This window comes from Pandoraea faecigallinarum, assembly GCF_001029105.3.
Taxonomy (GTDB): domain Bacteria; phylum Pseudomonadota; class Gammaproteobacteria; order Burkholderiales; family Burkholderiaceae; genus Pandoraea; species Pandoraea faecigallinarum.
This window is the reverse complement of sequence record NZ_CP011807.3, coordinates 392882-411395: the sequence shown is the minus strand read 5'-3', so window position 1 is coordinate 411395 and position 18514 is coordinate 392882. Positions and strand designations below refer to the sequence as shown.

Here is an 18514-nt window from a genome sequence, read left to right as displayed (position 1 = left end):
ATGCAAACGAATCCACTCGCGCTGTTCGGAGACCACCTGGCCCGCTTGCGTAAGGCCCGCGGCTGGTCGCAGGAGAAGCTTGCGCTCGAGAGCGGTCTGGCACGCTCGTATGTCAGCGGCATCGAACGCGGTCGACGCAACGTTGCGCTGGTCAATATCTGTGTGCTCGCCGATACGCTGGGCGTGCCAACGTCGGAAATGTTGCGTTTCGCGCCAAACGCGGCGGGCGCGGAAGACGCCGCCGCGCCCTCGGCACGCACCCCGCTGCCGCAGATCAGCCGCTCGCTGTGCAAGCTCGAAAATCGCGATCAGGTCTGGCTCGCGGAAATCATTCGCAGTCTCAGTTCCCGTTTGAGTCACGCCGCGCCGCCGGGCACGGGCGGCGCCTGCGCGTCGACGAGCACACATGCCGCGGCCCTTCTCGAAGACGGGGGCGGCGCCGATGGGGACGAGGGAGCCGATGGGCGTGACGGGGCCCGCGAAACACGCGACGAAATACGCGACGAGGTGCGCGACGAGAGCGTTTGCGAGGCATACGACGGCCGCAGCCCGCGGTGCCTGAATGGGTCCCGGGATGCCGAGGATGTCGACGTGCCCGGCGCTGCACACCAGCCTCCCCCTGCTATCGGCGATCCCGTACGCGAGAGCGGCGTACCGATGGCGACAGCCCGCCCTCGCGCGCCCGACGACGCCGTACGCGATGCGGCGCGCCGGTGGCACGCGAACGACGACGAATGAACCGGTCAGTCTGCCGAGGCGAATGCCGACGATTCCATCGATGCTTTCACCAGCGAATCAACCGTCGATGCGCCGGTCGACCGATCGAGGCAGTGCCCGCAGCGGCTTTTGTGGCAGATGGGTCCGCCAACGCCGGTGACGGCACGGCGACGGATGCTTAGGACATCGCGCAAAGTCCCCCGCGTCTGCCGGGGGTATTGCGCGACGATTCGTCTCGTAAAAGTAACTGCTTAACCTATTAAAAATAATCCCTTCGGTGCACGCCGCACTTTTGCGCGACGGATGTATAGCGACGGCGCGCAAGTGCGCGCACGTCAATAACGACAGGAACGACAGCGCGTCGGCGTCTAACGCAATTCCCCACGCCCCGACACAATGTCCGGCCCGCCCCGTCGACATCGAGTGACATCCCAACGCGGAACCTTTCAGAATCCCCGCTCTACTTCATCCGGTCAGACCAGTGTCACACTGCGCGGCGCAGGTTGGCGGCAGTGCGGCAAGCGGCATCGGACGCCTCGGGTGCATCACGGCGCGTTAGCGCAGTACGCGAAATAGCGTCACCACTACCGTCAGGACGACAGCATTCGTTGTGCCTTCTCCGAAAGTCCACAAAAAATCTGCGGGGCGCACCCGATAGTTCGTGCCTCACAAACGAAGGACACCCGAGGCACCGTCCCCGATGCCGGATTTTTGTTCCAATCTTCTCGTCCCTAACAAGGAAACTTTTTTATGGACACCAATTTATTTCGATTCGGCAGACACCTCGCCGGTTTGCGCAAGAAGTACAACTGGGCGCAGGACAAGCTCGCGCTGGAGAGTGGTCTCGCACGTTCCTATCTGAGTGGTGTCGAGCGCGGCAAACGCAATATCTCGTTGCGCAACATCTGCATTCTGGCGGACACGCTGGGGCTGCCGCCGCATGAGTTGCTGGCGTTCGACGCGTCCAACGGCATGGCGGCCGATTCCGGGGTGACGGCACCGTGCGATCCGTATCCGTCGCTCAACCGTGCGATGCAAAAGCTCTCGGACCGCGATCAGGCATGGATGGCCGATCTGGTGCGAACGTTGAGTCTGCGTCTGGGCCACGGCCTGGTGCGCGACGAATGACGATGACGCGACGGTTCGGGACGGCGCGGGCGGCATCGCGTTCTCGCCATCCACGGCCCGGGGCGGGCGGGCCGCTCGGGTCAATCGTTCCCGAGGAAGGCGTCCACGGCGAGATGGAACGCAATCGGATTGGCGAGGTTCATGCCGTGCGATGCGTCCTGAATCACCATGCGACGGGCTTCCGGCATGGCGTATGCGAGGGCATTGAGCACGTCCGGATAGGGGGCGGGGCTTTCGGCGCCTCCCATGAGCAGCACCGGAGCATGCAGCGCGCCCAGTGCGTCGATAGGCAACGGTGTGCGCGGTTCGGCGACCTGCCCAATCAGCGTGCGTGCGTTGTCGCGCACCATCTGCTTGAACCACGGCACCATGCGACGCCATGTATCGGGACCGCTGACCGTATCGATGAAGATGGCCAGTCCGCCGTCGATATCTCCGGCCTCGATGGCGTTCAACGCCTTCTCGCGGAAGTTGCCGCGTTCGCTGTCGAGCGGAATCTGTATCGGGCCACCGCTGATTTCCACTCCCGGATCGGCCAGAATCAGCGAACGGACGGTGTCGGGTGCGAGCAGTGCGGTACGCAACGCCACATAGCCGCCGCGCGAGTGGCCCAGCACATGGACCGGGCCGACGTCGAGCGCCGTAATGAACGCGGCGAGATCCTCCGCGTGCTGCTCGCCGGAGAATTCGCCATCGTGGCCGTTCCAGGCCTCCGGGAAGTAGTGACGCAGACTGACCGAAATGACACGTCGGCGTTGCCCCAGCGGGGCCATGTTCGGTTTGAAGTAACGGTAGTCGCAAAGCGAGCCGTGAACCAGCACTAGCGGTGCGCCAACGGCGTCGGCGGGTGCGGGGGTTTCGACGTACGCCATCGGGTAACCGTTGACGTCGATCGTTTGCGGTACGGGAACCGGCATGGGGATGCTTCAGGTAAGACGAAGCCGCCAGTATACCGAGCTTGCCGGGTCGCCACCGCACGCTGGTGTATGCTTGCCACTTTCTTCATTCCCGCGGTTCTCCGGTATGGCACTCAAAGCCACCATTTACAAGGCCGAGGTGCAGATCACCGACCTCGACCGCCACTACTACGCGTCCCACAACCTCACGATCGCCCGTCATCCGTCGGAAACCGACGAACGCATGATGGTGCGCGTGCTCGCGTTCATGTTGTACGCGGGAGAGCGCCTCTCGTTCGGCAAGGGTATCTCGACGGCTGACGAGCCGGACCTCTGGGAGCACGACTTCGGCGGCGATATCGTGCGCTGGATCGACGTCGGCCAGCCCGACGCCCGCCGCCTCGTCAAGGCCGCCGGCCGTGCGGAACACGTCGACGTCATCGCGTACGGCGGCAAGCCCGCGGCTGTCTGGTGGCAAACGGCGGAAAAGGACGTGAACCGCCTGTCGAACCTGACCGTACGAATGCTGGATGACGAATCGGCCGAAGCGCTCACTGCGCTCGCATCGCGCACGATGCGTCTGCAATGCACGATTCAGGACGGTGAAGTGTGGGTGGCGGACGACAGCCATAACTTCGCCGTCAAGCTCGATACGCTGCGCGCGGCCGTCATCGACTGAACACGCGCCGAGTTCGCGGCGAAGGCCGGGGCCTGCGGCCCTGCCTCGCCAAGTACTCCCCCTTCCGGCCAATCCGCCCGCCCCGGCCTACCCCCCCTCGCTCGGGCGTCGCCCCAATACGCGACGTCCGGCAAGCTGCGTTACACTTGACGTTAACGTAAATCGAGTGAACCCGGCCGCGCCGACGGCATGCGCATTTCATGGACATCCTGATCTATTCCCCGGACGGCAAGACTGCCGCTTACGAAACCGGTCTTGCCGAGCATCTGCCGCAGGCCAACATTCGTGGCTGGCAGCCGGGCGACACCGCGCCGGCCGACTATCTGGTGCTGTGGAAGCCGAATGCCGAGGTGCTGCAACCGCGTGAGGGTCTGAAGGCGATCTTCAATCTTGGCGCAGGGGTGGACGGCGTGCTCGGCCCGCACGGAGACGGCGTGCAACGCCTGCCCGCCGGCGTGCCGCTGGTGCGGCTTGAGGACGCCGGCATGGCCGATCAGATGGCGCAATATGTGAGCGCCGCCACGCTGCGCTACTTTCGCCGTCTCGACGAGTTCGAAGCGCAGCAGGCGCAACGCCAGTGGAAGTTTCAGAAGCCGAACCGCCTCGCGGATTTCCCTGTCGCGGTGCTCGGCTACGGCACGCTCGGCGCGCATGTCGCTCGCGCACTGAAGACGTTCGGCTTTGCGGTGCGCGCGTGGAGTCGCAGCGAGCGCCACGATGACAGCGGCATCGCGCTGCATCACGGCGAAGCGGGCTTCGACGCCTGCGTGAGCGGCGCCCGCGTTCTCGTGAACCTGCTGCCGCTCACGCCCCAAACGGTGGACATACTCGACGCGAACCTGTTCGCCAGGCTCGCGCACGGCGCGTTCCTGATCAACGTCGCGCGCGGCGCGCATCTCGTCGAGGCCGACTTGCTGACCGCGCTGGACAGCGGGCAAATCGCCGGGGCCACACTCGACGTGTTTCGCACCGAGCCGCTGCCCCCCGATCATCCGTTCTGGCGTGCGCCGCGCGTGAGCATCACACCGCACATCTCCGCGCTGACGTTGCGAGACGAGACGGTCGCCCAGATCGCAGGCAAGATCGCAGCACTGGCGCGTGGCGAGGCGATCACCGGTATCGTCGACCTCGCGCGCGGCTACTGAGCAGCGTCGCACCGCAGTGCCTATCGCCGACGCCCCAATCAGACGAATGACACGCATCAGACGAACCAGAGGAGACCGATCCCCATGTCCGCATCCCATCTTCCGCAACGTGTGAAAGTGGTCGAAGTCGGCCCGCGCGACGGTCTGCAAAACGAAAAGCAGCCCGTGCCCACCGACGTCAAGATCGCACTGGTCGACCGTCTGTCGGCCGCCGGCTTCGCGAACGTCGAAGCAACGTCGTTCGTCTCGCCCAAGTGGGTGCCGCAGATGGCCGACGGGGCCGAGGTCATGGCGGGCATCACGCGCCGCCCGGGCACCGTATATTCGGTCCTCACCCCGAACATGCGCGGTTTCGAAGGCGCCGTTGCCGCCAAAGCGGACGAAGTGGTGATCTTCTGCGCAGCAAGCGAAGCCTTCTCGCAGCGCAACATCAACTGCTCCATCGAGGAGAGCATCACGCGCTTCGAGCCGGTCGCGCGCGCCGCGAAGGACGCCGGTCTGCGCCTGCGCGGCAGCATTTCGTGCGCCCTCGGCTGCCCGTATCAGGGAGAAGTGCCGGTCGCGAGCGTGGTCGACGTCGTCAAGCGGCTCGCTGCCCTCGGTTGCGACGAAATCGACATCGCCGACACCATTGGCGTGGGCACGCCCGCGCGCACGCGCGAGGTCATGGAAGCCTGCGCCAAGGTGTTCCCCATCGAGCGCCTCTCGGGCCACTTCCACGACACCTACGGGCAGGCGACCGCCAATATTTACGCTGCGCTGCTCTCGGGCATCTCGATCTTCCATTCGTCCGTCGCCGGTCTCGGCGGCTGTCCGTACGCCAAGGGCGCCACGGGCAACGTCGCCACGGAGGACGTGCTGTACCTGCTCCAGGGACTCGGCATCGAGACAGGCGTCGACCTCGATGCCGTGGTGCGCACCGGCGACTACATCTCGCAGGCCATCGGCCGCCCGAACGCCTCGCGCGTGGGTCGCGCGATGCTCGCGAAAATGAAAGACGCCGCCACCGCCGCCTGATTCCCGGTGAAGGCCAGGCGCTTGAAGTGCCTGAAGCCATTGAAGCCCTTGCCCTTCCCGACGGGCGTTGCCCCGGCCACGACCGGCAACGCCACGTCACAGATTCCACGGACCCGACCATGAGCGAAACGCCACAGATCCCCGAAACGGCCAACGAGCAGGATCTCCCCGAGGGTGCGCGCCACGTCGCGCGCCTGCTTGCCGGCATGGGACACGACCAGCCGATCGTGCTGCTGCCGGCCACTGGCAAGACGTCGGCGGAAGCCGCCGCCGGCCTTGGCTGCGAAGTCGCGCAGATTGCCAAGTCGATCATCTTCCGCCGCGCGGCGGACGACACGCCGGTGCTGGTCATTGCCAGCGGCGTCAATCGGGTCGACGAGAAGAAAGTAGCCGCACAAGTCGGTGAACTGGCGCGCGCCGACGCACGCTTCGTCAAGGAAAAGACGGGTTACTCGATTGGCGGCGTGAGTCCGATCGGACACGTTGTCTCGCCGGTCACGCTGATCGACGAGGACCTGCTCAAACTCGCGAGCCTGTGGGCCGCCGCAGGGCACCCGCACGCCGTGTTCAACCTCACGCCGCAACAGTTGGTGGCCATGACGGGCGCGCCGGTGGTCGACGTTGCGCTTCGTAGCTGAGCCGCCGGACAGGAACATCGAGGAGACCTGCCATGCCGAGTCCCCAACTTGTGCGCGGTATCGCCGACAAGCACGAGCGCGTGATCGCCGATCAGGCGCGCTGTCAGGATAAGTCGCACGGGAAGACGGCCAGACTCGGCATGTCCGTCTGACGACATCGCGCGCCACCATGCATCCCACCGAACCGCCCACATCAATCGCATCGATCGCGTCGCCCGTGCCGTCGCCGTGCACCAATATCTGCCGCATGAATCCGGCAACGGGCTGGTGCTCGGGATGCTGGCGCACGCTCGACGAGATCGCGTCATGGTCGACGATGGCGGAGGACGCCAAGCGCCTCGTCTGGTCGCGCCTGCCCGCGCGGCGTGCCGAGCACGAAGAGCCGCCCTTGCCGCATCGCCGTGTGGTGGCCCGAAGCCGGGGGACCCCGGACAAGGACGGCACCTGAGACCGAAGGCGGGCTGCCAGCGCCCGCATTGCTCACCTAATTGTCATCGCATATGGGAAAAATCGTTGCCGTTGGCGAGACGTTCTCCGCCAGTCACCATTTCTCACCTGAATCGATCCGCGAATTTTCCACACTCGCGCACGACTTCAATCCGCTGCATCTCGACGCCGACTATGCCGCCGCCGATCCACGTTTCGGCGGGCTGATTTCGTCGGGCACGCAGCAAATGTCCTACCTCGCCGCGCTGCTCGCCACGCACTATTCGAAGACGGCGCAGCCACTCGGGCTGGAGTTCGACATGAAGCTGCGCCGCGCCGTGCATGCGGGCGACGACATCACTGTGCGCTGGACCGTCACGGACAGCGTGTGGAAGGACAAGCTCGCGGGCGACATCGTTTCGCTCGACGGCGAAGCCGTCAACCAGCGTGGCGAGACCGTCATCGTCGCCACGGCCAAGATCCTCGTGTGCGCCAGACCGGCGTAAGGTGGTCTCCGTGCCAATCCCCTTCCGACACGCCATGAGATACGCCCAATGACCTCGCTTGCCCTGCCTGCCGGGCTGCGCGTGTTCGAGCGCGGCTGGCTCTCATCGAACAACGTGCTGTTCCTCGGTGAAGCGCCGACGCTCGTCGACAGCGGTTACGTCAGCCATTCGGCCCAAACGCTCGCCCTCGTCGCGCATGCCCTGCCCGAAGGCCAGCCGCTCGCGCGCCTCGTCAACACCCATCTTCACTCCGATCACTGTGGCGGTAACGCCGCGTTGCAGGCGCGTTACGGCTGCCGCACGTGGGTGCCCGCGGCGCAAGCCGATCCGGTGCGTCACTGGGACGAGAAACGCCTGTCGTTCGAGGCGACCGGCCAGCAGTGCGCGCGCTTCACGTTCGACGACACGCTCTCGCCCGGCGACACGGTGCCGCTCGGCGATCGCGAATGGCTGGTGCTCGGCGCACCGGGCCACGATCCGCACGCGCTCATGCTCTACAACGCCACCGACGGCATCCTGATTTCCGGCGACGCCCTGTGGGAACGCGGCTTCGGTGTGATCTTCCCGGAACTCGACGGCGAGTCGGGATTCGCGGAGCAGGCCGCTGTGCTCGACCTCATTGAGCAGATCGACGTCTCGCTGGTCATTCCGGGCCACGGCAAGCCGTTCGAGGACATCGACGGCGCACTGGCCGCCGCGCGCTCGCGCCTCGACTACCTGCAAGGCGATCCCGCACGCAACGCGCGCAACGCACTCAAGGTGTTGATCGTTTTTCGTCTCATGGCCGAAGTGACGATGACGGGCGCATCGCTCAAGGCGACGCTCGACACCGCGCGCGCGTGGCGCAACGCGGCGGCGATGCTCGCTCCGCCGTCGGGCTGGCCCGCGCTGCTCGACACACTGGTTGCGGAACTCGCCAAAGCGGGGGCACTGCGGTACGACAGCGAGGCCGACACGCTGCACGCGGTCTGAGCCGGGCAAAAAAATAACGCCGCACGCCGGGTCCCGGCAAGCGGCGTTTGAGGACGTGACGTGCCGGACGAACGCTGCGGTCGCTAACGCGGCGTCCGTCCTGCGACACGGTGATGCCGATGTCCCTGGCACGCGTCTTCATCGTAGTCAGCTCAGCTGGCATCCCCCAAGAGGACTTTCCCTGATACCAGGGAAATCGAACCGTGCGAACTGAAGCTTTCTTCGAGTGAACGCTCGCCGGGCAACCCATGAATCCCCCTATAATCGAACGACCGTTCGCGAACAGAAGTCGTTGCACGCGTCCCGTCGCGACACGCCACCACGTACCGACGCCGCGCACGCCGTGCGCCGGCCGTCCCGCCTCAGGAGACTCCATGGCCCTTCCCAAGATTCTGCAAAACCTGGCGCTGCCCGTGGTGGCATCGCCGATGTTCATCGTGAGTTACCCGGAGCTGGTGCTCGCCCAATGCAAGGCGGGCATCGTCGGCGCCTTCCCCGCCCTGAACGCACGCGAGCCGCAGATTCTCGAAGACTGGCTCTCGCGTATTACCGAAGAACTGGCCGCGTACAAGGCGGCGAATCCCGATGCGCTCGTCGGCCCGCTCGCCGTGAATCAGATCGTGCATCAATCGAACCAGCGTCTCGAACACGACGTGCGCGTATGCGTCGAGCATCGCGTGCCGATCTTCATCACGAGCCTGCGCGCACCGCCCAGGGAAGTGCTCGATGCGGTGCACAGCTACGGCGGCATCGTGCTGCACGACGTGATCAACCTGCGTCACGCCAACAAGGCGCTCGAAGCGGGTGTGGACGGTCTGATTCTCGTCGCAGCCGGCGCGGGCGGTCATGCGGGCATGCTCTCGCCGTTCGCGCTGGTGGGCGAAGTGCGCAAGATCTTCGACGGCCCCATCGTGCTTTCCGGCTCGATCGCCAACGGCGGATCGATTCTCGCGGCGCAGGCGATGGGGGCCGACCTTGCCTACATCGGCACGCGCTTCATCGCGTCGTCAGAAGCGAACGCGAGCGACGCTTACAAGCAAGCCATCGTCGATGCGAGCGCCAACGACATCGTCTACACCAACCTCTTCACCGGCGTGTCGGGCAATTACATTCGCCAGAGCATTCTGAATGCGGGCCTCGATCCCGATAATCTTCCCACGGCCGACAAGTCCGCAATGAACTTCTCCAAAGCAAAGGCGTGGAAGGATATCTGGGGCGCCGGGCAGGGCGTGGGCCTGATGGACGACGTGCGTCCGGCCGCCGAAATCATCGCGCGTCTGAAACAGGAATACGACGACACACGCAAACGGCTCGCGAGCTGATCCGACAAGAGCTTCGAACCACACGTTTGATGCCAGCATTCGTGTGGTTGCGTGAACGTCCGCGCGCAAATCGATAGTTGTCCTGACCGATACGCAAGCCCGCTGCCGTGGCGCAATGGCAGTCTTCTCCTCCCGGGCTACCGAAACGTCGGCACATCCATCATCATGCGGCGTGTGCGGTGGCCCTTATCTCGGGAGAGATCGCCATGCCGCACGTCCCGCATCACAGCCCCCGCCAGCTCACGCCGCACTATGGCCTGTCACCGGCGAGGCATCGCGCGCCGCCAGCCCACCTGTCACACGCATTGCGCCGCGCGTGTACGGCGGATGCTACCCATGTCACGCGTTCGCGTTCGTGCAATACAACGCAGGCAAGCCGGGGCACGCGCCGCGTGCACGCCGCCTCCGCGCCGTCCCCGGGCGACGCTGTCTGGCCGGCGGCGTTCGCTGTGTTGCTGGTCGCCAATCTGGCGTCGCCGACCTCCGCGCGCACGCTCCCGCGCGGTACGATCCGCGCCGTCGACTGTGCCGAGGTGGGAACCGTTCCCCCGAGGTCCCCGTGCATTGAAACGGGTCATTCCCCCGCGCCCTCCGGCGTCATCTCGATCCGCCCCCTGGAAGCCCCGGCGATCAAATCGGACTATACGCTCGCGGAATTCCTCGACGTCATCGCCGCATCCGCTCATCCGTTCCGGCATACCGGCGATTCGCTCGTCCAGATGTACGCATCGCTCACCGGCCATTCCGTGGCGCCGGACACCCGCAGAACCATCGGCGAGTGGGCACAGGCACTGGATTTCGCCACCGGCCTGATCCCCGACATCCGGTTGACGCGAATGCCGGGCGATGCCGCCGCCATGGCTGCCGACGCCATGGAAGGACGTGCGCCGCAGACCGAACGCATCGTCCAATGGATGCAATCGGCGGATGTGCGCGGCGGCGCCAGCGCAGGCATCGTGCGTGCACGCCCGAATTTCGCCAGTGTGTTCAGACAGCGGCAACTCGACGCCCGCCGCCAACTTGTCGCACTCCGGCAGGACGGCCCCGACATTGCGCCGGCCCATGCCAGCGAAGTGGCGCGTGACGTACCGTCGCCGTTCGCGCAATCCAGGCATGGCTGGACGATTGAAGGAGAACAGGAGCACTTGCAGGGCTACGCGCAGTCGCTGCCGTACGACCGTCTGCCCGCGGGCGAGGATCGCCGGCTTCTGCTGGTCGACGGGAAACACTACTTGCGCGGCGACGCCGGCTTTTACCATGCGACGCGCGGATTGAGCACGGACCACTGGCTCGTCGTCGCCCCACGGGGAAGCGGACATGTGGCGCAAGTGCCCGTCCACTACGACGCGCCCACGGGCCGGTGGCGCGCCGAGGCGCCGCTGCGCCTTTGCGGCGGCGGCTGCGCCCCGAGCCGGGCAGCGACGCCCGACAGCATTGTTCACGATGAGGAGAAAATTCTGGAGGCCACCGCGCACCTTCGCGACGAGCACACGCGAGACGGGATTCGTCATGCGTTCGACGATCTCAGCCTGCTGCATCTGACACGCAGCAACCGGCCGGATCTGAACATGATGCGCGACAACTCGATCGTCAACCACCGCGCGGCATTGCGAGCGTCGATGAAACACATCAAGCGCAATCTCCCACTGATCCGGCAGCAGGAAGAGGCATCGATGATTACGACGCTGTACTACTACTGGAATCGGTACACCGAGGCGTTCTGTCAGGAGAACTCGGAGATCCTCTTTCACTATCTGCTGGCGAATGGCATTCCCGCCGAACGCCTGCGCATGATTACCGTGCAGCCCAGAAACCGGCCACCGCACGTGCTCGTGCTGTACACCGAGTCGGAACGTCTCGTCGCGCTGCTCGAAGCGGCGACACCTCAACCGCCGTCGAACGCCCGTCCGGATGGCATTACCGACACGGTGTTCGCGCGCGAAGTGTACGAATCGCGCGACTCCACCATCCTGCTCGATCCATGGAGCCATTCGCGAGCCACATCGTTCGTGCGCACCAATCATGCAGTGGAAATGGTCGATGCGCTCGACGCCGCATTCGCCGACATCGGCCATCGCCCGGGACACGGGTATCGCGTGTCGATCACGCGTCCGCTCGACAGCCGCCGGGCAAGCGTCAGCAGTCTGGCGAGTGCAGGCAGTGGAGGCAATAGCGGTAATAGTGGAAACGGAAGCAGAAGCGGAAGCGGTGCGACGTCCGGCAGATCGAGTCTGTTCGGAAGCGTCAGCAGCGACGTTGAGTAACCCGGCGCTTGCCTCGGAGGCTTCATCATGGCTTTGACGGCTCACCCTCTCGCTCACCGCGCGCCCGCCTGCTATGGCGCACCGCACGGCGCGCCGCGCAAGCGACGCGCCGCAGGTTTCGCGGGCGCATTTCGCGGCGCTCGCTCCGAGTGCGCGTCGCTCCGCGCCGCACGTTGTTCGTCACCGGCGCGCCGGCATGGCAGACATGTCGAACGCGGTGAGCGTGGCAACGGCATCTGGCCCGCGGCGCTCGCGGTCATGCTCGTCGCGAATTTCGCCGCCGGTGCGACGGCATCGTTACCGCGCCGCCCGCGCGACCCGTCCGTAGTGCCCGAAGGCGCCGGAGCCGTACATCGATTCGACGGCGAGGCCCATCTGCCGCCGCCAGCCATCGTACCGGATACGGTGATCGTCGAGCCCGTGCAGACTTCGGGGATCAAGACCGATTACGACGTCGTCGACGCGCTCAGAGCGCTGGCCGCAGCACGCGCGCCATTTACCAGTGCCGGCGAATCGATGACCGATGCCTACACGCTCATGACCGGGCAAGAAGTCTCCCCCGAGACGCGCAGGACGATGCGAGGCTGGACGAGTGCCGTGGACATCACGACGGGCCTCATTCCGGAAGTGCAACTGCTGCGACTGCCCGCCGAAATCTCGGAAGCGACGGTCGATGGCCTCGAAGGCAAGCGGCCATCCATCGACCGCCTCATTGATCTGGTGCAGTTCGGGTCGCCTCGCGGCGGCGCAATATCGGCAAGACCCCGCGAAGCGACCGCTGCGAGCGCCGTGGCCGCCGCACCTGACGTCATTCGCCAAGCGGATTCCCGACAGGCCTGGGCGCCCCGCCGGACGCCCGACGACCAATCCGTGCGCTTCGCCGGCGTGCCTGACAATCTTTCCGAGCGTCGTGCGCCCACGAGCCGCTTCGCGATTCAGGGGGAATTCGACCATCTCGACGGTTACGAACAGACGTTCTCGGAAGCGGAATTGCCGACACGGGAGGCCACACGTCTCGTGATCGTGAACGGCCGTCATTATCTGCGCGGCGAGGCGGGATACTACCGGGCCACGCCGGGAATGAGCGCCGATCATTGGCTCGTCGACGCCCCGCGCCGCAACCGCGCCCAGGTGCCCGTCACGTACGATCCGTCGACTGACCGGTGGCAGGCGCATGAGCCCTTGCGCCTGTGTGGCGGCGGCTGCGGCTCCAGCCGCCCCCTGACACCGGACAGCATCGCGGGAAGCTTCGAGGACATCTTCGCGGCGACCCGGCACCTGCCCGACGAATCGGCGCAGGAGGCGATTCAGAATTCGTTCGCCGACCTCGCCCGCCTGCATCTGATCCGCTCGAACCGTCCCGACCTGCGCACGATGCGCGACAACTCGATCATCGATCATCGTGTCTCGCTGCGAACGCTGATGAAGGACATCGACCGTCAGTCGCCGCTGGTCAAGCAGCAACGCCAGGCCGCCGAGGTGACCGCACGGTACTACTACGACCACCCCTTTGCCGAAGCGTTTTGTCAGGAGAACGCCGAGATTCTGTTTCGCTTTCTGCTTCAGGACGGCATCGACGTCAGCCAGCTTCGCATGATTACGGTGCAGCCGAAAAACAGGCCGCCGCACGTCATGGTGCTCTACACGGAATCGCCGCTGTTCATCGAAATGCTCGACATCTCGACGCCACAACCCCGCCTGAGCCTGCATCAGGATGGTGTTTCGTCGGCGCAGTTCGCGTGGGCGGTCTACATGACCCGCGATACGACACTGTTGCTCGATCCGTGGAGCCGCAACAAGGCGATCTCGTTCGCACGAGCCGATGGCCCGCATGACGTGGTCGACATTCTGGACGCCGCGCTCTCGGACATCGGCCATCGGAGCGGTTATCCCTACACCGTGTCGGTCACGCGGCCGCTCGCCGGGCGCCGCGGCACGCTGAGCAGCCAGACGAGTCTGGGCAGCGTCGCCAGCACGGCGAGTTCGGGGGGAACGTCGGGAGGCGCATCAGGAACGTCGGACCCCTCCGCGCTGTCCCTCCCGGCCTTCTATGCGAAGCCGGCCCCGGACTCCGTCGTGGCGTTATCTGGCAATCCTGCCGCGAGCGCCCCAGGCAGACGCCACACGCCGCCGATGGCCCCGCCCGAGCCGGAGAACTGACGCCTCGCTCGCACCTTCACTTTTGCCCGGAGACGTTGCCATGCCTTATGCCACATATCGCCGTGCTACCTCCGCCGTCCCCTTCGTTCCGACCGACTCGCTGTCTCGCTCCCGACAGCATCGGGCCGCACAGCACCGAATCGCCACACGTGCGCGCAAGCCAACAGATACACGGTTTCGCGATGCATTTGCGCGAGCGCAACTCGCACCGGCGTCGCCCGCCATGCGCATACGCCCCGCAACGCCCAGCCAGGCGTCCGAGGGCGCCGTCCGCTCACGCGTCACCACCGCCTGGCCTGCGGCGCTCGCGCTCATGCTCGTGGCGAACCTCGTGTCGCCCGCTACAGGCGCGATACCGAAAACGTCACGGCAATGCGCGCAGACGGACGATGTGGATGGAACCGGTGGCCGGAACGATTGCGATGCCGCCGTCTCGCCGCAGCCCGACGCCATCGCAGCGTCCGTGGATGTCGTCGCGCAGCCGGTCTCGCCGCAGATGACGATCAAGCGCGAGTACTCGCTCCAGGACGTGCTGCGCTCGCTCGGCAGGGGAAGCGAGCCGTTCAGGCACTTCGGCGATTCGGCGGCAGACGTGTACGCGTTGCTCACCGGCCACGCCATCGACGACCGGACACGCGAAGCCATCCAACAACGCACCCATATGGTGGACGTGGCGACCGGCCTGATCCCCGAGGTGGCCATGCTGCGACTGCCCTCGGAAGTGATGGAGGTCGTCGCCGACGAGCGGGACGGCAAACCGGTGTCGGCCGAGCGCGTCATCGCGATTTTGCAAAGCGCGGATCCGCGTGTGCTGGCGCGCCCGCTCGGCAGCGCGCTGCGCCCGGGCGCGGGCGGCAGGCGAATGGCGCAGGGCTTGCTTGCCGATGCCGATCCGGATGCGGGATCGCGCCCGGTCATGCGCACGATCGAGCACAGCCCGGCCAAGACCTTCGAGGGCGTGGAGAGAAAGGTGGCCTCCGGTGCGCTCGAATTCGCCATCGAGCATGCGGACATGGACGACGGCGCGAAAGCGGAACTCCGCCCCGGCGTGTCCGACGACCTCCCCCCGATGTACATCGCCGGAGAGGACCGGTATCTCGAAGGATATGCGCAACAGATTGCGCCGGAGCGCTTGCCCCCGAGCGGCGATGCAAGGCTCGTGGTTATCGACGGGCAGCGGTATTTGCGGGGCGAGGCCGGGTATTACCTCGCAACGCGCGCGCCAGGCGCAGACCATTGGCTCATCGACTCGGTACGGCGAACGCTGGCGCAGGTGCCGGTGACATACGACCCGCACAGCGGCCGCTGGGAAGCCCATGCGCCGCTGCGAGTGTGTGGCGGCGGTTGCGGCAATAGTCGGGTGACGACACCCGACAGCATCGCGCTCAATCGTCACGACGTCGACGCCGTACTCAGTCACTTGCGCGACGACGATGTGCAAAACGCGATTCTCGGCGCTTATGCCGAAGTGTCCCGAATGAAGCTCATGCGCACGAACCGGCCGGATCTCCGGAAATTTCGCGACAACTCGATCATTCGCAATCGCGACGCCATTCGCGCCGCGCTCGAACAAGTGCCGCCCAACGCGTCGCTGTTCGAGCAACAACGGCTCGCCGCGTTCCTCACGGCGAGCCATTACCGGCTCAACCCGGGCACCGAGGCGTTTTGTCAGGAGAACGCCGAGATTCTTTTTCACTTTCTGATCGAAGGCGGCATCCCTGGCGACTGCCTTCGCATGATCACGGTGCGACCGAAATATCGTGCGCCGCATGCGCTCGTACTTTATACGGAGTCCGATGAGCTGATCGACGCACTGGAGCTTGCCACGCCCGTCGAATACGACGGTACGAGTGCGGACGGCATCACCGGCACCCACTTCGCCGGTCTGGTCATGGGCGCACGGGACACGACCGTGCTGCTCGACCCGTGGAGTCGCGTCAAGGCGGTGGGATTTGCCATGTCGAAGGACCCGCAGGAGACAGGGCACGTACTCGACGCGGCCTTTGCCGACATCGGCCACAGGCCCGGCGAGTCATACACCGTGTCGCTCACGCGCCCCCTGGGGCCGCGGCGCGGCAGCCTGCGGCGATTCGGCAGCCGGGGCAGCATGGGCAGTGCGGGGACGGCGTCGAGTACGATGAGCGCACGGGGATCGACGCGAGGTTCCACGGGCGAATCGACGGCGGAGTCGTCGAGCGGAACCGGCGGCGCGGGAGAGTCCAGCGGTTACGGGTCATCGAGTTCGCCGGATTCGGCGAGCCCGGCGGGGCTCCCGCCGGTCAACGGCGCGCAGCGGGCGAACGGTGCCTGAGCGTCATGCCCGCTACGGGGGCGATGTCGATGCTTCGCCACCGGCGCGCCTGACGCGCGCCGGTGGCACTCGCGTCAGTACGTGTAGACGCCACGTCCCGTCTTGCGGCCGAGATAACCGGCAGCGACCATCTCCTTGAGCAGCGGGCATGGACGATACTTCGAGTCGGCGAACTCCTCGTAATAGACGTTCATCACCGACAGGCAGACGTCCAGACCGATCATGTCGGCAAGCGCCAGCGGTCCGATCGGATGGTTGCAGCCGAGCTTCATGCCTTCGTCGATCTCTTCGGGCGACGCCAGATTCTCCGCCAGCACGAAGAAGGCTTCGTTGATCATGGGCACCAGAATCCGGTTCACGACGAAGCCCGGTGCATTCTTCACCGTAATCGGCGACTTGCCGAGCGTGCGCGCGAGCGCATCGACACGGCTATGCGTCTCGTCGCTCGTTTGCAGGCCGCGAATGATCTCCACGAGCGCCATGAGCGGCACCGGATTGAAGAAGTGCATGCCGATGAATCGCTCGGGCTTCGAGACGACCGCCGCGAGCTTCGTGATCGAAATCGACGACGTGTTCGACGCCAGAATGGCGCCCTCCTTCGCCACGTCTTCGAGTTGCTTGAGGATCTTCACCTTCAGATCGAAGTTCTCGGTGGCGGCTTCGATCACGATGTCGGCCCCGGCAAGCGCGGCGTACTCGGTCGACGTCGTGATGCGTGCCAGCGCGGCATCCTTGTCGGCGGCACTCAGCTTGTCTTTCTTGATGAGGCGATCGAGGCTGCCGGCAATCGTCGCCAGACCCTTTTGCACCGCCGCGTCGCTGATGTCGATCATCGTCACCGGCAGTCCGGCCACCGCACAGGCCTGCGCGATGCCGTTACCCATCGTGCCTGCGCCAATGATGCCTACGTGTTGAATCGTCATGTCGTCTCTGCTCCGTTTGTGCTGAAAGGTGGCGGGGTACCGTCTTGCGCGGTGCACAAATCATATCGCGGACACGTCGGATCGGCGACGCGCGAAACCGCTGTGCGAAACGTGCCGCAGCACAACGAAAAAGGGCAGACGACACCGTCTGCCCTCCGTCCGCCCTTTCGGCAACGCCAACCGGCACGCGCGACCTGGCGCGTGTGCTATCCCGTCAGAACTTCATGCGAACGCCGCCACCGAAGGTGTCGCCACCCGAGAGCGTGCTGACCTTGTCGTTCATGTACGCCGCGTAAATGTCGGTACGCTTGGACAGGTTGTAGTCGTAGCCGAGCGCCCACGTCTTGCGGTTCACGTTGCTCGCGCCCGAACTCTTCGTGTACGCGTACGAGGCGAGCACCTTGCCGTTACCCAGGGGCACCGACACGCCGAGCTGGCCGCCGTTCTCCGACACGCCGCCGCCGGTAATGTTGTTGCGGATGTACTGGTACTGGCCGAAGAACTTCACGACCTGAAGGTCGTAGGTCGCCCCCAGTTGCACGGCCTGCTGGCTGCGGAAGCCGGCCATGCCGGCGAGGTCGTCCGGCACGGCGTCGAACTTGACCTGCTGGTAAGCGAGCGTCGCGGCAAACGGACCGTTGAAGTACAGCGCCGAGGCGCTCCACTTATTCTGGCCGGTCTCGCCCGCCTTGTTACCGAAGGCATACGACACGCTGCCCGAGAGGCCCTTGAAGTTCGGCGTGGTGTACATCACGGCGTTGCTCCAGCCGGAGTCGCCAACGATGCCCTGACCAGCCTGGCCGATGAAGGTGTGGAACACCATCGGGCTGAAGGTGTAAGAGTCGACGAACGGGTTGAACAGAATCGTCGAAACGAAGTAAGACGTCGTCAGCCGGCCCATCGTGACCGTACCGGCCGTATCCGATTGCAAACCGACGTAGGCGTTGCGCGAGAACATCGAGTCGCCCTGGAAGCGGCCGTACTGACCGTTCTGCGGGCGGAAGAAGTCTTCGAGCACGAACACCGCCTTCAGGCCGCCGCCGAGATCCTCATTGCCCTTCATGCCCCAGTACGACGTCGACATGCCGCCGCCGCCCTGCGTCCATGCCCGGTCGCTGCCCGGGTTCTTGACGGCGCCCACCCAGGCGTCCACCTGACCGTACAGCGTGACGTTCGATTGTGCGAATGCCGGCGTGCTGATCGCGCCGGCGCATGCGCCCAGAACGAGTGCCCCGCCAATGCCCTTGGCCATACTGCGCTTCATTGACTTCTCCTTGGTTTATGTATTTTGTGTGCCTGTTCCCGCCATGCGCGGAACCTGCCGGCGCCCATTCGAGAAGCGCCTCCCTGATAAACGGCCGTGATTCTCGCATAGCCCCACCCTGCGCAGAAAGGCCGAAACCGTCCGGA

Annotated in this window: 16 protein-coding genes; 13 read left to right on the top strand and 3 right to left on the bottom strand. The window is 65.4% G+C overall.

Annotation, left to right across the window (positions count from 1 at the left end; translation table 11 throughout):
* Positions 1–738, top strand: a complete 738-nt coding sequence (locus AB870_RS27445; RefSeq protein WP_084663221.1) for a helix-turn-helix domain-containing protein — start codon at positions 1–3, stop codon at positions 736–738.
* A gap of 729 nt (positions 739–1467) precedes the next feature.
* A complete protein-coding gene (locus AB870_RS01810; RefSeq protein WP_047906700.1) occupies positions 1468–1845 on the top strand; it encodes a helix-turn-helix domain-containing protein in 378 nt (125 codons plus the stop codon).
* Positions 1846–1925: 80 nt separating this feature from the next.
* On the opposite strand, the gene AB870_RS01805 is transcribed toward AB870_RS01810, so the two are convergent.
* Complete coding sequence (locus AB870_RS01805) at positions 1926–2762, bottom strand: alpha/beta fold hydrolase (protein ID WP_047906699.1); 837 nt, start codon at positions 2760–2762, stop codon at positions 1926–1928.
* A gap of 106 nt (positions 2763–2868) precedes the next feature.
* Between AB870_RS01805 and AB870_RS01800 the strand changes: the two genes are divergently transcribed.
* The 11 genes from AB870_RS01800 (at position 2869) to AB870_RS01750 (ending at position 16181) form a co-directional block, all read left to right on the top strand.
* Positions 2869–3420, top strand: coding sequence for a YaeQ family protein (locus AB870_RS01800; RefSeq protein WP_047906698.1), 552 nt, complete (start codon positions 2869–2871; stop codon positions 3418–3420).
* A gap of 200 nt (positions 3421–3620) precedes the next feature.
* Positions 3621–4565 (top strand): 2-hydroxyacid dehydrogenase, encoded by a 945-nt coding sequence (locus AB870_RS01795; protein WP_047906697.1) that lies wholly within the window; start codon positions 3621–3623, stop codon positions 4563–4565.
* An 84-nt stretch (positions 4566–4649) separates the two neighbouring features.
* Positions 4650–5582, top strand: a complete 933-nt coding sequence (locus AB870_RS01790; protein WP_047906696.1) for a hydroxymethylglutaryl-CoA lyase — start codon at positions 4650–4652, stop codon at positions 5580–5582.
* 119 nt (positions 5583–5701) lie between these two features.
* On the top strand, positions 5702–6220 hold the full coding sequence (locus AB870_RS01785) for a YbaK/EbsC family protein (RefSeq protein ID WP_047906695.1): 519 nt from the start codon (positions 5702–5704) through the stop codon (positions 6218–6220).
* Between the two features lie 247 nt (positions 6221–6467).
* Positions 6468–6668 (top strand): DUF1289 domain-containing protein, encoded by a 201-nt coding sequence (locus tag AB870_RS01780; protein WP_418303980.1) that lies wholly within the window; start codon positions 6468–6470, stop codon positions 6666–6668.
* 52 nt (positions 6669–6720) lie between these two features.
* Complete coding sequence (locus AB870_RS01775; RefSeq protein ID WP_047906693.1) at positions 6721–7152, top strand: MaoC family dehydratase; 432 nt, start codon at positions 6721–6723, stop codon at positions 7150–7152.
* Positions 7153–7200: 48 nt separating this feature from the next.
* Positions 7201–8124: an MBL fold metallo-hydrolase gene (locus AB870_RS01770; RefSeq protein WP_047906692.1), complete on the top strand. Its 924-nt coding sequence runs from the start codon at positions 7201–7203 to the stop codon at positions 8122–8124.
* A 374-nt stretch (positions 8125–8498) separates the two neighbouring features.
* Positions 8499–9446, top strand: a complete 948-nt coding sequence (locus tag AB870_RS01765) for an NAD(P)H-dependent flavin oxidoreductase (RefSeq protein ID WP_047906691.1) — start codon at positions 8499–8501, stop codon at positions 9444–9446.
* A gap of 206 nt (positions 9447–9652) precedes the next feature.
* Entirely contained in the window at positions 9653–11710 is a 2058-nt protein-coding gene (locus AB870_RS01760) for a hypothetical protein (protein ID WP_157112201.1), read from the top strand.
* 27 nt (positions 11711–11737) lie between these two features.
* On the top strand, positions 11738–13870 hold the full coding sequence (locus AB870_RS01755) for a hypothetical protein (protein ID WP_047906689.1): 2133 nt from the start codon (positions 11738–11740) through the stop codon (positions 13868–13870).
* A 223-nt stretch (positions 13871–14093) separates the two neighbouring features.
* Positions 14094–16181, top strand: a complete 2088-nt coding sequence (locus tag AB870_RS01750) for a hypothetical protein (RefSeq protein WP_047906688.1) — start codon at positions 14094–14096, stop codon at positions 16179–16181.
* Positions 16182–16255: 74 nt separating this feature from the next.
* Here the strand turns inward: AB870_RS01750 and AB870_RS01745 are convergent, their stop codons facing one another.
* Both AB870_RS01745 and AB870_RS01740 read right to left on the bottom strand, forming a co-directional pair.
* Positions 16256–17104, bottom strand: a complete 849-nt coding sequence (locus tag AB870_RS01745) for a 3-hydroxybutyryl-CoA dehydrogenase (protein ID WP_047906687.1) — start codon at positions 17102–17104, stop codon at positions 16256–16258.
* Positions 17105–17318: 214 nt separating this feature from the next.
* Positions 17319–18368: a porin gene (locus AB870_RS01740; RefSeq protein WP_047906686.1), complete on the bottom strand. Its 1050-nt coding sequence runs from the start codon at positions 18366–18368 to the stop codon at positions 17319–17321.
* Positions 18369–18514: the final 146 nt, after the last annotated feature.

Coding starts and splice junctions, on each gene's coding strand:
- AB870_RS01775 (WP_047906693.1), top strand. CDS start 6,721: ATGGGAAAAATCGTTGCCGTTGGCGAGACGTTCTCCGCCAGTCACCAT.
- AB870_RS01795 (WP_047906697.1), top strand. CDS start 3,621: ATGGACATCCTGATCTATTCCCCGGACGGCAAGACTGCCGCTTACGAA.
- AB870_RS01745 (WP_047906687.1), bottom strand. CDS start 17,104: ATGACGATTCAACACGTAGGCATCATTGGCGCAGGCACGATGGGTAAC.
- AB870_RS01760 (WP_157112201.1), top strand. CDS start 9,653: ATGCCGCACGTCCCGCATCACAGCCCCCGCCAGCTCACGCCGCACTAT.
- AB870_RS01740 (WP_047906686.1), bottom strand. CDS start 18,368: ATGAAGCGCAGTATGGCCAAGGGCATTGGCGGGGCACTCGTTCTGGGC.
- AB870_RS27445 (WP_084663221.1), top strand. CDS start 1: ATGCAAACGAATCCACTCGCGCTGTTCGGAGACCACCTGGCCCGCTTG.
- AB870_RS01750 (WP_047906688.1), top strand. CDS start 14,094: ATGCGCATACGCCCCGCAACGCCCAGCCAGGCGTCCGAGGGCGCCGTC.
- AB870_RS01785 (WP_047906695.1), top strand. CDS start 5,702: ATGAGCGAAACGCCACAGATCCCCGAAACGGCCAACGAGCAGGATCTC.
- AB870_RS01790 (WP_047906696.1), top strand. CDS start 4,650: ATGTCCGCATCCCATCTTCCGCAACGTGTGAAAGTGGTCGAAGTCGGC.
- AB870_RS01780 (WP_418303980.1), top strand. CDS start 6,468: ATGAATCCGGCAACGGGCTGGTGCTCGGGATGCTGGCGCACGCTCGAC.
- AB870_RS01770 (WP_047906692.1), top strand. CDS start 7,201: ATGACCTCGCTTGCCCTGCCTGCCGGGCTGCGCGTGTTCGAGCGCGGC.
- AB870_RS01810 (WP_047906700.1), top strand. CDS start 1,468: ATGGACACCAATTTATTTCGATTCGGCAGACACCTCGCCGGTTTGCGC.
- AB870_RS01800 (WP_047906698.1), top strand. CDS start 2,869: ATGGCACTCAAAGCCACCATTTACAAGGCCGAGGTGCAGATCACCGAC.
- AB870_RS01765 (WP_047906691.1), top strand. CDS start 8,499: ATGGCCCTTCCCAAGATTCTGCAAAACCTGGCGCTGCCCGTGGTGGCA.
- AB870_RS01755 (WP_047906689.1), top strand. CDS start 11,738: ATGGCTTTGACGGCTCACCCTCTCGCTCACCGCGCGCCCGCCTGCTAT.
- AB870_RS01805 (WP_047906699.1), bottom strand. CDS start 2,762: ATGCCGGTTCCCGTACCGCAAACGATCGACGTCAACGGTTACCCGATG.